The sequence below is a fragment of the Geodermatophilaceae bacterium NBWT11 genome (assembly GCA_014218215.1).
GTDB lineage: Bacteria > Actinomycetota > Actinomycetes > Mycobacteriales > Geodermatophilaceae > Klenkia.
Genome location: CP043652.1, coordinates 4,476,143 through 4,491,839 on the forward strand (window position 1 = coordinate 4,476,143; position 15,697 = coordinate 4,491,839).

The 15,697-nt window shown below is 71.3% G+C and carries 11 protein-coding genes and 1 pseudogene; 8 read left to right on the forward strand and 4 right to left on the reverse strand.

Annotated elements, in window-relative coordinates:
• Positions 1-27 precede the first annotated feature (27 nt).
• Positions 28-684, reverse strand: a complete 657-nt coding sequence (locus F1C76_21705; protein ID QNG38802.1) for a GDSL family lipase — start codon at positions 682-684, stop codon at positions 28-30.
• Positions 685-798: 114 nt separating this feature from the next.
• Entirely contained in the window at positions 799-3,210 is a 2,412-nt protein-coding gene (locus tag F1C76_21710; protein ID QNG38803.1) for a beta-glucosidase, read from the reverse strand.
• A gap of 195 nt (positions 3,211-3,405) precedes the next feature.
• Here F1C76_21710 and F1C76_21715 point away from each other — a divergent pair, with 195 nt between their 5' ends.
• The 8 genes from F1C76_21715 (at position 3,406) to F1C76_21750 (ending at position 14,044) form a co-directional block, all read left to right on the forward strand.
• Complete coding sequence (locus F1C76_21715) at positions 3,406-4,104, forward strand: TetR/AcrR family transcriptional regulator (GenBank protein QNG38804.1); 699 nt, start codon at positions 3,406-3,408, stop codon at positions 4,102-4,104.
• A 219-nt stretch (positions 4,105-4,323) separates the two neighbouring features.
• A complete protein-coding gene (locus F1C76_21720; protein ID QNG38805.1) occupies positions 4,324-5,613 on the forward strand; it encodes an MFS transporter in 1,290 nt (429 codons plus the stop codon).
• Between the two features lie 186 nt (positions 5,614-5,799).
• Positions 5,800-8,202: a glycoside hydrolase family 2 protein gene (locus tag F1C76_21725; protein QNG38806.1), complete on the forward strand. Its 2,403-nt coding sequence runs from the start codon at positions 5,800-5,802 to the stop codon at positions 8,200-8,202.
• An 83-nt stretch (positions 8,203-8,285) separates the two neighbouring features.
• Positions 8,286-8,993, forward strand: coding sequence for a hypothetical protein (locus tag F1C76_21730; protein ID QNG38807.1), 708 nt, complete (start codon positions 8,286-8,288; stop codon positions 8,991-8,993).
• Positions 8,994-9,143: 150 nt separating this feature from the next.
• Positions 9,144-10,454: an MFS transporter gene (locus F1C76_21735; GenBank protein QNG38808.1), complete on the forward strand. Its 1,311-nt coding sequence runs from the start codon at positions 9,144-9,146 to the stop codon at positions 10,452-10,454.
• 50 nt (positions 10,455-10,504) lie between these two features.
• Entirely contained in the window at positions 10,505-12,532 is a 2,028-nt protein-coding gene (locus tag F1C76_21740) for a glycoside hydrolase family 3 protein (GenBank protein QNG38809.1), read from the forward strand.
• A complete protein-coding gene (locus F1C76_21745) occupies positions 12,529-13,371 on the forward strand; it encodes an alpha/beta hydrolase (protein QNG38810.1) in 843 nt (280 codons plus the stop codon). The genes F1C76_21740 and F1C76_21745 overlap by 4 nt, the downstream gene beginning before the upstream one ends.
• A 55-nt stretch (positions 13,372-13,426) precedes the next feature.
• Positions 13,427-14,044, forward strand: a complete 618-nt coding sequence (locus tag F1C76_21750; protein QNG38811.1) for a TetR/AcrR family transcriptional regulator — start codon at positions 13,427-13,429, stop codon at positions 14,042-14,044.
• Positions 14,045-14,049: 5 nt separating this feature from the next.
• Here the strand turns inward: F1C76_21750 and F1C76_21755 are convergent, their stop codons facing one another.
• Positions 14,050-14,478 (reverse strand): acyl dehydratase, encoded by a 429-nt coding sequence (locus tag F1C76_21755; GenBank protein QNG38812.1) that lies wholly within the window; start codon positions 14,476-14,478, stop codon positions 14,050-14,052.
• A pseudogene (locus tag F1C76_21760) lies at positions 14,478-15,679 on the reverse strand (thiolase family protein). Before F1C76_21760 ends, F1C76_21755 begins: the two are co-directional and overlap by 1 nt.
• Positions 15,680-15,697: the final 18 nt, after the last annotated feature.

Genomic DNA, 15,697 nt, shown 5'->3' on the forward strand with positions numbered 1-15,697 from the left:
TGGACCAGACGGCGGACTGCCGTCGGCTCAGCCGGTGAATCGGGCGAGCTCGGGCCGGAGGACCTCGACCCAGGCGGCGTAGCCGGCGCCGTTGAGGTGGATGCGGTCGGCGGACAGGTCCTGCCGGAGATCCCCGGCGTCGTCCACGAGCGCGTGGGTCAGGTCGAGGAACGTCACGTGGGTCGTCTCCTCGGCCAGGGCGCGGTAGGCGCGGTTGAGCACCCCGATGTCGGCCCGGTACCGGTGGGTGCGCGGCATGACGCTCTGCAGCACGACCGGCGTCCCCGGCGCACGGTCCTCGATCGCCGCCAGGAGCGCACGGACGTTGGCGACGATGTCCTGCAGTGCGACGCCGATGGTCAGGTCGTTGGTCCCGATCAGCAGAAACACGGCCACCGGATCGTGCACCGCCGTGTCCACCCGGGCGAGCAGGTCGGCGGAGGTGTCACCGCTGATCCCCCGGTTCAGCACCGGGCGCCCCGCGAACCACTCCTCCCAGACCCCGAGCTGGGTGATGCTGTCGCCGAGCATGACGACGTGACCGGCGGGTGTGGGCAGCTGCGCGAACTGCGAGGCGCGCATTGCCTTCGACGGGCCCACCAAGCGCTCGGTCAGCGCTCGCGCGATCGGGGTCACGGCCCTGCGGATGCGTCCGGGGCGGAAGCCCGGGGTCTGGTCGGGCACGGGGAGGTCCTCCTGGTCGGTGGGTGGGCGAGATGCTGTTGAGCCGGCCGGGGTGCACGGAACACCCCGGCCGGCTCACCCCGTGAGGATGGACGGGCCTCCGCGCCGGGGCGGTCAGCGCGTCGCGGTCACCTCGACCCCGGAGAAGAAGCTCCGCTCGCTCGAGCGGAGCTCGGTGCGCTCGCCGGTCACGGCGAACGAGCCGGTCAGCGGGAGGTCCTCCGAGGACGTCCCGACGAACACCTCGGTACGACCGGGGTCGACCGAGAAGCCGCCCTGGGCGTTGGTGTGGCCGAGCTGACTGGCCGCGAGCGAGAAGACCACCCGTCGACTCTCACCGGGCTGCAGCTCGACCCGGGAGAACCCGGCCAGCGTCTGGGCGGCGCGGGTCACGCCACTCGTCCGGATGCCCAGGTAGAGCTGCACGACCTCGGCACCGGACCGCGCACCCGTGTTGGTCACGGTGGCGGCGACCGTCGTCCCGCCCGTGGTGTCGATCGACTCCGCACCGATCTCGAGGTCGGTGAGGTCGAAGGTCGTGTAGCTCAGCCCGTGGCCGAAGGGGTACAGCGGGGTGGCCGGGCCGTCGATGTAGTGCTGACCGAACGGCGTGTGGCTGCGGTACCCGCTCGCGCTGCGCTGGTGGTGGAAGACGGGCAGCTGCCCCTGGTGCCGGGGCAGCGTGAAGGGCAGCTTCCCGCCGGGGTTGAGCTCGCCGACCAGGACCCGACTCATCGCCACCAGCCCGCCGACCCCGTTGTAGGAGGCCGACACGATCGCCCGGGCGTCGAGCAGGGCCGGGGGCAGCACGTAGGGGCGCCCCTGCACGAGCACCACGACCGTGGGCTTCCCCAGCGCGGTGACGGCGTCGACCAGCCGCCGCTGCACCTCGGGCAGCTCGATGCTCAGCGAGTCGCTCGCCTCGCCCTCGGTGCGGTCACCGACGAACCAGGCACTGGCACCACCCACGGCCAGGACGACCACGTCGGCCGCGCGGGCCGCGGACACCGCCCGCTCGAATGCCTCCTCGCCGAGGTCGGCCACGATGCCGGTCCCCGCCTCGGCGACCACGGTGAGGCCGCGGTCGCCGAGCTCCTCGGCCAGTCCGCGGACGCCGTAGTGGTCCCGGACCCACTCCTCCTGGGTCAGCGGCTTGGCGGTCGAGGTGTCGGCCGTCGGGAGGTAGTCCTCCATGCCGACCATGTTGTTGAAGCCGCCCTGGGCCATGAACAGGCCCACAGACCGGGCTGCCGGGAACGAGTAGGCGCCGTACTGCAGCGCGGCGGCGTCGGCGTGCGGGCCCACGACGGCCACGGAACCCGCGTCGGGGCCCAGCGGGAGGAGGCCGTCGTTCTTCAGCAGGGTGACCGAGCGGTCGGCCATCTCCTGCGCCAGCTCGCGCCCCTCGGCAGCGACGGCAGCGAGGTCGATGGACTCCTGCGCGTAGGGCTGCTCGAAGAGGCCGAGCTCGAACTTCGCGGTGAGCAGCCGCAGGACCGAGGGGTCCAGCAGGTCCTCGGCGATCCGGCCGGCGTGCACCTCGGCCGCGAGCGTCGACCCGTAGGACCACGGGGAGGGCAGCTCGAGGTCCAGGCCGGCTTCGAGACCGAGCCGGGCGGCCTCGGCGGCATCGACCGCGGCCAGCGCCCGGTCCACGACGTGCTGGAAGGAGATGTAGTCCGAGGAGACGTATCCCTGGAACTCGAGGGTGGTGCGGAGGAGATCGGTCAGCAGCTCGCGGGAGATGGCGGCCGGCACGCCGTCGACCTCGGAGTAGGTGTTCATGACCGAGCGCAGACCGCCCAGCTGGATGGCCGCCTCGAAGGGCAGCGCGAAGACGTCGCGGATGCGCCGGGAGCCCGCCTCGACGTTGGCCGAGTTGAGACCTCCCTCGGAGGCGCCGTAGCCCAGGAAGTGCTTGCCGGTGGCCACCACGCCGTCGGACAGACCGGCGCCCTGCAGGCCGGTCACGTACGCGGTGCCGAAGGCCGCGACGAGGTAGGGGTCCTCGCCGTAGGTCTCGTGCACCCGGCCCCAGCGAGGCTCCAGCGAGACGTCGAAGACCGGCCCGAGTGCCTGGCTCATCCCCAGCCGGCGCATCTGCTGCCGGACCACGTCGCCCATCTGCTGGCTCAGCTCGGGGCTCCACGTGGCCGCGACCCCCGACTGGGTCGGGAAGACGACGTGCCCGGGTGCCTGCAGGCCGGCGATGGCCTCGTTGTGGAAGACCGCCGGCACGCCGAGCCGGGTGTTCTCGACCAGGTGGCGCTGGATCAGGTTGATCTCGTCGGCGATGCGCTGCGGCGTCGTCCCACCGGTCGACGTCAGCGGGGCCACCTGGCCGATGCCGTGACCCAGCACCTGCTCGACGGTGTCGGCGCGGAGGCCGTCAGGGCCGAGCACGGACGGCGGCATGATGCAGGTCAACTGCTGCGCCTTCTCCTCGACGGTCATCTCCTCGAGCAGCGCCTGGGCGCGCTCGTGCGCGGACAGCGAGGCGTCTCGGAAGCGGGTCAGGTCGGACATTCGGGACTCCTTCGTCGCGGCGGGCTCAATTTCCCCCGTGCGTGGAAAAGTACGGCCCGTGCCAGGATCGTGCAAGGTCCTGCACCCGCGGGTCGCCGTCCCACCGAACGCCCGACACCCGCCGCCTACGATGCTCGGGGCGTCGGCAGCTGTCCGACCGCGGTGCCCAGGACCGCATGATCGAGACGAGGTCCGGTGGCTGCTCAGCACGGGGAAGGCACCCCGCGGACCGCGGGTGACGGCACCCCCCGTCGAGGCCGTGGTCGCCCCCCGCGGGTGTCCCGCGCCTCGATCATCGAAGCCGCCCGCGGCGTACCGGCCGAGGACCTGTCGGTCCAGGCGGTCGCCACCCGGCTGGGCGTGGACCGGTCCACCATCACCTACCACTTCGCCGACCGGGACGAGCTCTTCGCGACGCTCGCCTCCGTCGTCCTGGGCTCCGAGCTCGCCGCCCTGACCCCGCCGACGAGCGACCGGTGGCAGGACTGGGTGGCGAGCTACGCCACCGGCGTCTACGACGCCCTGGTCCGGCACTCGGCCGTCGCCGTCTACGTGCGCATGCCCCTGGGCATCGACGCCGCGTCGCTGACCCCGGTGGAGAGCCTGGTGCAGAAGCTGGCCGCGGCCGGGTTCCCCGACGAGACCATCGGGCACGCGGTGGCGTACATCAGCGAGGTCGTGCACGCCGTCGCCCAGAACCAGGTCCTGGTCGCCCGCGGGCGGCACCCGCAGGAGGCAGAGCTCACCCGGTACCTCGACGGCCAGGGCGAGGACGTCGCCCCCGGCCTGCGCCGACTGGCCCGAGGCGACCTCCTGGGTCGCCCGGACCACGTGGACTTCGCCATCCGCGCCCTCGTGGCCGGCCTGGAAGCGCAGCTCTCACACCGGTCCTGACGCCCGTCGGGGACGACGACGGCAGCGAGCAGGCGCGGTCGGGGAGTGGCCGTCGCACGGGCGGACCGGACGAGTCTCCCGGCGTGCCCCTTGCTGTCCAGGTGAGACATCCCCTACTTTCCCCACACGCGTGGGAAAAGAGTGGAGCAGGCCGTCCAGGCCCGGACTCCCGGTCCTCCCCCGCCCCTCAGAGCCCTCGGACACCGGAGTTCACCCCTGATGGACGTCACCGCCCCCACTACAGCCCTCGCCCCGCCGCCCCCCGCCCGGACGCCGCGCGGGTACGTGCCCACGTTCGCGCTGTCGGGTTTCGGCATCTACGTCGCCGTCCTGGCACCGCTGTACGGCGGCCTGTCGGTCAAGGTCCAGGACCTGGTCGGCCTCGACCAGGCCCCCCAGCTGCTGGGCCTGCTCACCGGGTCCGGAGCGCTGTTCTCCCTGGTCGTCCAGCCACTGGCCGGCCGGCTCTCGGACCGGTCGATGTCCCGGTTCGGCATCCGCCGACCGTTCATCCTGGGCGGCGTCCTGGGCATGGTGCTGTCGCTGGTCGTCTGCGGCCTGGCACCCAACTTCCCCCTGCTGCTGGTCGCCTGGTGCGCCGGGCAGCTGTTCATCAACCTCGCGCTGGCCGCCCAGCACGCCACGCTGGCCGACCAGGTGCCCGAGGAGAAGCGGGGCGGGGTCTCCGGCATCGTCGGCGCCGCCACGCCGGCAGCGATCCTGGGCGGGTCGCTGTTCCTGGCCATCGCGCCCAACGACTTCCTCCGGTTCGCCCTCCCGGCACTGTTCGCCCTCGTCGTCACGATCATGTTCGTCCTCGTGCTCAAGGACCCGGTCCGCAAAGAGCGACCGACCACGACCCTGGGCCTGCGCACGCTGCTCACCTCGTTCGTCTTCAGCCCGAAGAAGAACCCCGACTTCGCCTGGGCCTGGCTCAGCAAGCTGCTGATCCTGCTCGGGTACGGCAGCGTCGCCACCTACCTGACCCTCTTCCTCGGATCCAGCTACGGGATGACCACCGACGAACAGCTGAGCTTCAACGCCAAGGCCCAGATCTTCGGGGTGGGGACGCTGATCGTCTTCAGCCTCGCCGGCGGGTTCATCTCCGACCGCGTCGGTCGACGCCGGCCGTTCGTGGTGGCGTCCGGGCTGGCCATCGCCGTGGGTGTGGTCCTGGTGGGCATCTCCCCGGTGTTCGGTCAGAGCGGAGGCCTGACGATGATCATCGTGGCCCAGGTCGTGATGGGCATGGGTGCCGGCACGTTCTTCGCCGTGGACCAGGCGCTGTGCATCTCCCTGCTGCCCGACCCGGAGGAGATGGCGAAGGACCTGGGCATCCTGAACCTCGCCCAGGTGCTGGCCAGCGCGGTCTCTCCCGTGCTCGCCGGGCTGGTCTTCATCCCGCTGGGCGGCCTGCTCTTCGGCGCCGGCTACGTCACCTGGTTCATGGTCGCTGCGGGCATCGCGGTCCTCGGCTCCGCGGCGGTCCTGAAGGTCAATGCCCGCTGACCCCTGCCGGGCCGGCTCCGAGAGTTGACGGCGCCCGGACTCGGACATAGTTTCCCGGTCGGGAAAGAGACCGCGGCGCACCTGCGTCCGTGACCGGCGACGCAGCAGGAGGGGACGACGGTGCTCCGAACGTCTTTCGATCGTGACTGGTACGTGGCGAGCGAGGGGGGCCAGCGAGCTGGTCGCGTGGGCCCGCTGACCCTGCCGCACGACGCGATGCTCACCGAGGAGCGGGACCCCGAGACCAGTAACGGCGGCAACACGGGCTTCTACCCGGGAGGCGTCTACCGCTACTCCAAGACGTTCCACGCCCCCGCCGACTGGGCCCACATGAGCGTGGTGCTCGAGTTCGAGGGGGTGTACCAGAACTCGCAGGTGTTCCTGAACGGTGTCCGGGTCGGAGGACGCCCGTCGGGCTACGCCCTCTTCCACGTCCCGCTGGACGAGCACCTGCGGCTCGGGGAGGACAACACCGTCGAGGTCCTCGCCGACAACAGCTCCGAGCCCAACAGCCGCTGGTACACCGGCAGCGGCATCTACCGGCCGGTCCACCTGTTGGTCTCCGAGCAGGTGCACATCACCCCGACCGGTCTCCGGCTCTCGACCGTCGACCTGACGGGCACGACCGCCGTGGTCGCCGTCGTCACGACCGTCGTGAACCAGGGCGCGGACGTGGCGGCGGTGACCGTCTCGGCGCAGCTGGCCCGGCCCGACGGGGCGGTGCTCGCACCGGAGACCAGCGACGTCGTCGTCCCCCCGGGCGAGGAGCGCGTTGTTCGGCAGCAGGTGGTCGTCGGCGACGCGGACCTGTGGTCACCGACCACCCCCCAGCTGCACACCGCGACCGTGACGATCCTGGACGGACCCGAGGTGCAGGACGTCGCCAGCGACGAGTTCGGCATCCGCACCGTCACCGCCGACGCCCGGCACGGTCTGCGGATCAACGGGGTACCGGTCAAGCTCCGCGGGTCGGCGGTGCACCACGACGCGGGTGTCATCGGGGCCCACACCCTGGACGCCGCCGAGGACCGTCGCATCCGGCTGATGAAGGAAGCCGGCTACAACGCGGTGCGCAGCGCACACAACCCGGCTTCGCGGGCACTGCTGCGGGCCTGCGACCGGCACGGCTTCCTGGTCATGGACGAGCTCACCGACGCCTGGTTCCGACCGAAGGTGACGCACGACTACAGCGAGCTCTTCGTGCAGTGGTGGCAGCGCGACCTCGAGGCCCTCGTCGCCAACGCGCACAACCACCCGTCCGTGATCATGTACTCCATCGGCAACGAGATCGCCGAGACCTCGACCCGACTGGGCATCGACACCAACCGCATGCTGGCGCGGGCGACCCGCGAGCTAGACCCCACCCGCTTGGTCACCAACGGCATCAACGGCTTCCTCAACCTGATCGCGCCGCAGGACGACGAGAAGGTCGCGGCCAAGACCGCCGCGGCCAAGAACAGCGACGAGAACCCCAACCGCAACCTCATCCGCGTGCTCAACCTGCTGCTGGGCGTGCTGGACGCGATGCTCGACCGGATCGTCCGACTGCCCGCCGTCGACCGGCGCACCCGGGATACCTTCTCCGACCTGGACGTGGCCGGCTACAACTACATGGTCGGGCGTTACGAGCTCGACGGGCGACTGCACCCCCACCGGGTGATCGTGGGGAGCGAGACCCGGGCCGCCCTGACCGCGGACGTCTGGCCCGAGGTCGAGTTCCGTCCCCACGTGATCGGTGACTTCAGCTGGACCGGCTGGGACTACATCGGCGAGGCCGGTCTTGCCGCCAAGGTCTACGGGACGAAGAAGCGGCAGATCTACTACCCCTACCCGGCTTTGCTGGCCGGCGAGCCGGTCATCGACATCACCGGCTTCCGGCAGACCCAGGCCTACCTCAACGAGATCGCCTGGCACCTCTCGTCGGGACCGCACATCGCGGTGGAGCCGGTCACCCGGTCCGGCGAGGTCAGCGTGAAGAAGGGCTGGCGCGCCACGGACTCGGTGGCCAGCTGGAGCTGGGCCGGCTGCGAGGGCCAGGACGCCGTGGTCGAGGTCTACACCGATGCGCCGAAGGTCGAGCTCTTCCTGAACGGCACCTCCGTCGGACAGGCCGACGGTGGGCGGGACGGGACCCACCTGACCCGCTTTCGGCTCCCCTACCAGCCCGGGGAGCTGCTGGCCGTCGCCAGCACGAAGGCGGGCGCCGAGGTCGGACGCCGGGTGCTGCGGACCGCGGGCGACGAGCTGGTGCTCACCGCCGTCCCGGAGACCACCTCACTGCGGGCGGATGGCGCGGATCTGGTCTACCTCCCCGTGCTGCTGACCGACGCCGCCGGGGAGCTGAAGCCCGGGGCCGACCGCAGCGTGACGGTCACCGTCGAGGGTCCGGCCACCCTGCTGGGCCTCGGGAGCGGCGAACCGATCACCGAGGAGGGGTTCGCCTCCGACACCCACCGGACCTACTTCGGGAGGGCACTGGCCGTCCTGCGCTCGACGCACGAGAGCGGTGAGGTCGCGGTGACGGTGTCCGCTCCCGGGTGCGCACCGGTGATGGTGCACCTCGACGCCGTGGCTGCACCCGGAGCCTGAGGCGGGCCGGGGCATGGCTTTCCCGCCGGGGAAAGCTATGCTCCGGCTGCCGGAGAGCCCGACACAGCAGCTGGGAGCCGCACGTGACGACCGACCAGGGAACCGCGTCGAGCAGCAAGGGGCGACGTCGCGGCGGGCCGCTGCGCATCGACCGGATCAAGATCGTAGAAGCCGCCCGCCGGCTGGACCCACAGGTCATGACGATGCAGGCGGTCGCCGACGAGCTCGGGGTGGACCGCAAGGCGCTGAACTACCACGTCACCGACCGGGAGGGTCTCCTCCGCCTCGTCGCCGCCGACGTCTTCGAGTCCGGCTTCTCGGCCCTCTTCACATCAGCGCTGGCCCGCGCCGACCAGCGGATCCCCGAGGCCTGGCAGTCCGGTCTGCACGCCTGGGCGGTGGCCGTGCGGGACAGCATGGTCTCCACCGGCGTGCTGGCCGCCTACTACGAGATCGACGGCACCACCCTCGCCGTCTTCGAGCCCGTGGAGATGGTCCTGCAGCGGATGCTCGACGCCGGCTTCGACCTCACGACTGCTGGGCGGGGTCTCATCACCATCACCCGGACGGCCATGGGACTGGGCCGCGATGCCGTGCTCGCACAGCAGTCCGGCGAGCACCCGCAGTTCCGAGAGGTCAGCCGGGTGCTCTCCCGCGCGACCGGTGACGACGAGTACCCGGCGCTGCGGGGCATGGCAGCCGCCGGACTGAACTCCCCTGCCGACGCGACAGCACAGTTCGACTTCGAGGTCGGCCTGGTGCTCGACGCACTTGGTCGCCTGGCGCCCTAGCGCACTCGAGGATCGCCGCCGCCGCGGTCCTTGACGCAGGTCACACCCCGCTCTATCTTTCCCGCACGGGAAACACTTTCCCCTGCGGGAAACGAGCTGAGGCTCGCCGCACCCCAGGCCGGAGCGCCTGTCGGACAGAGGAGTCCAGGGATGTCGGAGCACACCAGTGCGGGGACGACGGCCACAGCCGAGGACCCATCGCCCGAGACCATCGCGCCGCGGTCCCCCAAGGGCTACGTGCCCACAGCAGCGCTGGCGGGTTTCGGCCTCTACACCGCCCTGCTGACGCCGATCTTCGGCGGTCTCTCGGTCAAGATCCAGGACATGGTCGGGCTCGCCGACGCCCCGGCCCTGCTGGGGATCGTCACCGGCGCGGGTGCGGTCGTGTCCTCGGTGGTGCAGCCGATCGCCGGACGGCTGTCCGACCGGTCGACATCGCGGTTCGGCATGCGCCGACCGTTCATCCTCTTCGGGGCCATCGGGGTCTTCTTCGCCCTCATCGGGGTCGCTCTGGCGTCGAACTTCGTCACGCTGCTCCTGGCCTGGTGCCTGACCCAGGCTGCGGCGAACTTCGCCCTGGCCGCCAACCACACGACCCTGGCCGATCAGGTGCCCGAGGCACGCCGAGGAGGCGTCAGCGGGATCATCGGGGCGACGACTCCGGCCGCCATCCTCGGCGGCGCGCTGGTGCTCGCCGTGGCACCCAACGACTTCCTCCGGTTCGTGCTCCCGGCCGCCTTCGGTCTCCTCACGTCGATCATCTTCGTCATCGTCCTGAAGGACCGGGTCAGGACCGAGCCGCCGACCACCCCCCTCGGGATCAAGCAGATCTTCGGTTCGTTCCTCTTCGACCCGCGCAAGGCCCCCGACTTCGGCTGGGCCTGGCTCAGCAAGGCGCTCATCCTGCTCGGCTACGGAGGTGTCTCCACCTACCTGACGCTGTTCCTCGGCTCCTCCTTCGGCATGGACACCGACGAGCAGCTGCAGTTCAACGCCATCGCGCAGGTCGTCGGCATCGCGACCCTCGTCGTCTTCAGCGTCGTCGGGGGCTACCTCTCGGACAAGCTCGGTCGCCGCAAGCCCTTCGTCCTGGCCTCCGGGCTCGTCATCGCCGCCGGCGTGCTCCTGTCTGCTGCTTCCCCTTCCTTCGGCGGGGGCGGGCTGGCCGTGCTACTGGTCGCGCAGGCGGTCATCGGCGCCGGCGCCGGGACGTTCTTCGCGGTGGACCAGGCGCTCTGCATCTCGTTGCTGCCCAATCCCGAGGAGATGGGCAAGGACCTGGGCATCCTCAACCTGGCCGGCACGATCCCGGGTTCCATCGCCCCCCTGCTCGCCGGGGTGCTGTTCATCCCGCTGGGCAACGCGCTCTTCGGCGGGGGTTACACCCTCTGGTTCAGCATCGCCGCAGCCATCGCCGTGATCGGCTCCCTGCTGGTGCTCAAGATCAAGGCTGGTCGCTGACCGGCCCGCCGGTCACCAGTCCACGACGTACGACGACGAAGGGCCCACCCATGAGCGCAGCGACCACCCGCTTCCCGTACCAGGACCCGCAGCTGACCACGGACCAGCGGGTCGAGGACCTGCTGGCACGCATGTCCGTGGCGGACAAGTGCGCGCTGATGTTCCACCCGATCCTCCCCTTCGGTGACTTCGACGCCCCGGGCATCTTCGGCCTGCCCTCGGGACGGGTGCTCATCGACCGGGGGATCACCCACTTCAACCTGCTGCAGGCCCCGTCTGCCCGAGAGATCGCCCAGTGGACGAACGCCGTCCAGGAGGAGGTCCGGCGCACCCCGCTGCAGATCCCGGTGACGTTCTCGACCGACCCTCGGCACGCCTTCAGCGACAACCCCGCCACCTCCCTGCTCGCCGGCCCGTTCTCCCAGTGGCCCGAGATGCTCGGGTTCGGCGCGCTGGACGACCCGGAGCTCGTCGAGCGGTTCGCCGACACCGTTCGCCGCGAGTACCTCGCCGTCGGGATCCGGACCGCCCTCCACCCGCAGGTCGACATCGCCACCGAGCCCCGCTGGTCACGCGCCAGCACGACCTTCGGATCGAGCGCCGACGTCGTCGGCCGACTGGGTGCGGCCTACGTGCGCGGACTCCAGGGCGCCGAGGTCGGCGCGGCGTCCGTCTCGGGCATGGCCAAGCACTTCCCCGGTGGTGGGCCCCAGAAGGACGGCGAGGACCCGCACTTCTCCTACGGCCGGGAGCAGGTCTACCCCGGCGGCAACTTCGACTACCACCTCGAGCCGTTCCGCAAGCTGATCGCCGCCGGCGTCTCGCAGATGATGCCGTACTACGGCATGCCGGTCGGCACGGAGTTCGAAGAGGTCGGGTTCAACTTCAACAAGGTCGTGCTCACCGACATCCTGCGGGACCAGCTGGGCTTCCAGGGGATCATCTGCACCGACTGGGGCATCGTCTCGCGCCAGTTCTGGGGGGTCGAGGACCTCACCGAGGACGAGCGGATGGTCAAGTCCATCGACGCCGGGGTCGACCAGTTCGGCGGGGAGACCGAACCCGCCCGCCTCGAGCGCCTCGTGCAGGACGGGCATGTGACCGAGGCGCGGCTGGACCAGTCCGTACGGCGGCTCCTGCGGGAGAAGTTCCGGCTCGGGCTCTTCGACGACCCGTTCGTGGACGTCGAGGCCGCCGCGACGATCGTCGGATCGCCCGAGGCGCGACGCCAGGGTGTCGAGACCCAGGCGCACGCCCAGACGCTGCTCACGAACCACGACGGAGCGGCCCGCCTGCCGCTGGCGCCGAACACCCGGGTCTACGCAGAGGGCATCGACGCCGTGGTGCTGCGGCGCTGGGCGACGGTCGTCGCCACGCCCGAGGAGGCCGACGTCGCGGTCCTGCGGACGGTCGCGCCGTGGGAGAACCGTGGCAAGCCCGGCGAGCTGGAGAACTTCTTCCACGCCGGCTCGCTGGACTTCCACCCTGGAGAGCTCGCGCACATCCGCGAGATCGCAGCGGTGGTGCCCACCGTCGTCGACGTGTACCTCGACCGGCCGGCGATCGTCGCGCCGTTCGTCGACGACGTCGCCACGCTGATCGTGAACTTCGGTTCGCACGACGAGGCCTTCGTGCGGGTCCTGTTCGGTGAGCTCGAGCCCCGGGGGCGGCTCCCCTTCGAGCTGCCCTCCTCGATGGCTGCCGTCGAGGCCGGTCACTCCGACGTCCCCGACGACACCCAGGACCCGACGTTCGCCGTCGGCTCCGGCCTGCGGTACGTCGACTGGGCCCCTGCCACGCCGCCGCACCGCGACCCCGCTGCTGCCGAGCAGGCCTCCACCACCCGGTGGGACCTGGACCGCTCCCCCGTCGGCGACGTGCTCGCCGATCCCGAGAGCCACGAGGTCATCGCCCGCCACATCCCCGAACTGGTGAGCAACCCGATGGTCTCCATGGCCCACTCCTTGTCGGTCAACGCCCTGCTGGGCATGGCCGCCGCCTCGGTCGACGAGGCCGTCCTGGCCGATTTGCGCCGCGACCTCTCTGCTCTCCCCCCTGTCGATCGGAGCACCTCGTGAGTGGACACACCGGACCTGACGTCGTGGTCGTCGATGACGGGGTCGTCGCCGGACGGGGCGGGGAGATCCCCGTCCGGGACTACCGCCCGGCGTCACCGGCCGCCCGCACCGCCCTGCTGTGGGTGCACGGCGGAGGGTTCACCAGCGGAGGTCTGGACCAGCAGGAGTCCGACGCGCCGGCCCGCTTCCTCGCCGCTGCCGGCACCCCGGTGCGCACCGTGGACTACCGGCTGGCCCCGCGGGCGCTGCCCTGGCGGGACCCCGACCTCACCCCGCACCCCGGCCGCTACCCCGCCGGCCTGGACGACGTCGTCGACGTGGCCAGGGCACTGATCGAGGCCAGTGGTGGTCCCATCGCGATCGGCGGCGGGAGCGCCGGCGCCAACCTCGCCGCCGCCACCGTCCTGCGGCTCCGGGACGAGGGTCTGCCCCTCCCCCGCTCCGCGGTCCTCGCGTACGGCACCTTCCACGCGGTCCTCCCCGAGGACGAGCAGGTCGAGTCCGAGCTCAGCGGCATCCTCGCCAAGTGGGCCTTCAACCCGACGATGACCCGGCGGATGAACCTCAACTACGTCGGCGAACCGGGCGCGCTCGCACCCGGCTACCCGTTCCCCGGCGGGGCCGACCTCCGCGACTTCCCACCCACCCTCCTCGTCGACGCCCGCAACGACCGGCTGCGGAAGTCGGGCCACACCTTCGCGGCCGAGCTCCGGGCAGCAGGCTCAGAGGTGCGGGAGACGGTGGTCGAGGCGCAGCACGGGTTCCTGAACAAGCCGCGCAAGCCCGCCTTCGCCACCGGCATGCGGGACATCGCGGCCTGGCTGACCGCGCACGACTGATCGAGCACGGGCGACCGGTCCGGGCGGAACGACCCGTCTGGCACGATCGCTGCTGATGAGCGTCGGGGAGGGTCGGTCGTCCATCCGCGACCAGCAGCGCCTGTTCACCAGGTCCCGTCTGCTGGAGTCCGGGGCTGCGGTGTTCAGCGACGTCGGCTATGCCAGCGCGACCGTGGATGACATCGCTGCCCGGGCCGGTGCAGGCCGGGCGACCTTCTACCTCCACTTCTCCGGCAAGAAGGACCTCCTCGAGGTGCTGTACCTCGGCCTGGGACCCGAGGTCGAGGCGTTCTACGGCGACCTGGACGCAACGCTCGAGTCGGGTTCCCGAGCGGAGATGCACGCCTGGGTGACCCGCGCCGTGCGGTGGACCCTCGAGCACAAGGCGGTCATCTCGGCCGCCACCGTCGCCCAGGTGGTCGAGGGCGAGTTGCTGCAGCACCCCCTCAGCCCGGTCGTGCAGGACATGCCCCTGCTGCGGGAACGCTGGCCGACAGGTGATCAGGACGGCCTGGCGCTGCGCATCTCCCTGCTGATGGTGAACCTGCGGGGCGCGCTGGTCCTCCTGTCCCGGGAGTGGGAAGAGGACCCGACCCACCTGGTCGACGTGCTCACCGACGTGTGGCTCGTGGCCCTGACCCCGCCCACGGCAGACGAGCGCCCGACCGCCTGACCCCCTCAGGTCGCAGGCTGTCTGCTCGGCCGGTACTTGAGCAGGGTGACGTCGGCACCGGGGACGTCGACGAACACCGGATCCAGCGACATCCCGATGTGCAGGTCGGTGCCCTCGACGTCCACCAGCTCGGTGGTCAGCCGGGGTCCCTCCGCCAGCTCGACGATGGCCAGGTGCTGTGGCGACCGGCCGGCCCAGGGCGGCGCGGTGGCCCGGGTGGCCACGGTAAAGCTGTAGAGGTGGCCGGCGCCGCTGATCTCCCGCCACTCCAGGTCGTCGGCCAGGGTGCCCGGAGCCAGGAGCCGCGGGTAGAACACCCACTGCCCGGAGGACGGCGAGTACTGGATGCGGACCCGGTGCTCGCGGAGCGCGGCCCAGTAGGGCGCACTCACCGGGGTGGGCACCGGGACCGGCAGTCCGTCGACGTACCTCATCAGGCCCCCCTCAGGACGAGCCCGACCTGCTCGCTCATGATCCCGCCGTTGCCACTGACGAAGGCCACGTCGGCCCCGGCCACCTGCGCGGCACCGGCACGACCGGAGACCTGGCGGACGCCGTCGCACACGTGGTGCATCCCGCCGGCGATGCCGGCCTGGCCGTACCCCAGCTGACCCCCGGCGGTGTTGAGCGGGAAGTCTCCTGCGTACGTGAGGTCGTGGTCGCGGACGAAGGCCGCACCGGACCCCCGGGGGCAGAAGCCGGCGTCCTCGAGGCTCATGAGGACCGTGATCGTGTAGCAGTCGTAGATCGAGGCGACGTCGACGTCGCCGCGGGTGACACCGGCCATGGCGAACGCCCGTGCTGCTGCGTGCTCCAACGGGCTGGTCAGGAGGTCCCGGGCGTACGTCGGCGTCTTGTGCGCCACACGCTCGCCGAACCCGGCGACGACGACCGGCCGGTGCGCGGCCCGGCGGACGACGTCCCTCCCCGCCACCACGACCGCAGCTCCCCCCTCGCAGGGCATCACGATCTCCAGGAGGTGGATGGGGTCGGCGATCATCGGGCTGTCCAGCACGTCCTGCGTGGTGATCGGCTTGCCGTGGAACACCGCTCCGGGGGTGGCGCAGGCGTTGGTGCGCTGGTCGGCCGAGATCTTCGCCAGGGCTGCGGCGTCCCAGCCGTGTTCGTGGGCGTACCGACGGGCGATCTGCGCGTAGGGCGCGTTCTGACCCAGGTTGCCGTAGGGGATGTCGAACTCGGCCTGGGGGAGCCGTAGCGGCCACTGGAGGCACCCAACCACGGTTCCGAGCTCGTCTCGAAGTGCGGCGACTGCGGTCGCCGCAACCCACCTGGTGCCACCGCCAGGACGACGTCGCAGATGCCCAGCTCCACGGCTGCGGCCGCTCGCCACACCATTCCGGCGGCGGTGGCCCCGCCCAGGTCGACCGACTCCCCCAGGCTCACCTCCATACCGAGGTACTCGGCCAGGGTCGAGGGACCGAAGTAGGCCGTCTCGGCCAGCTGGCCCATGACCAGGCCGTCGACCCGGTCGGCCTCGATGCCTGCGTCGGCCAGGGCCAGCCGGGCCAGGTCGGCCCACTCCTCGAGGGAGAACGCCCCGGGTCCCTCGATCCTGCGGCGCGCCGGCAGCTCCACCATCCCGACGATCGCGGCCTCACCTCGCAGCCCGGTCATCTCCGTCCCCCCACGAGC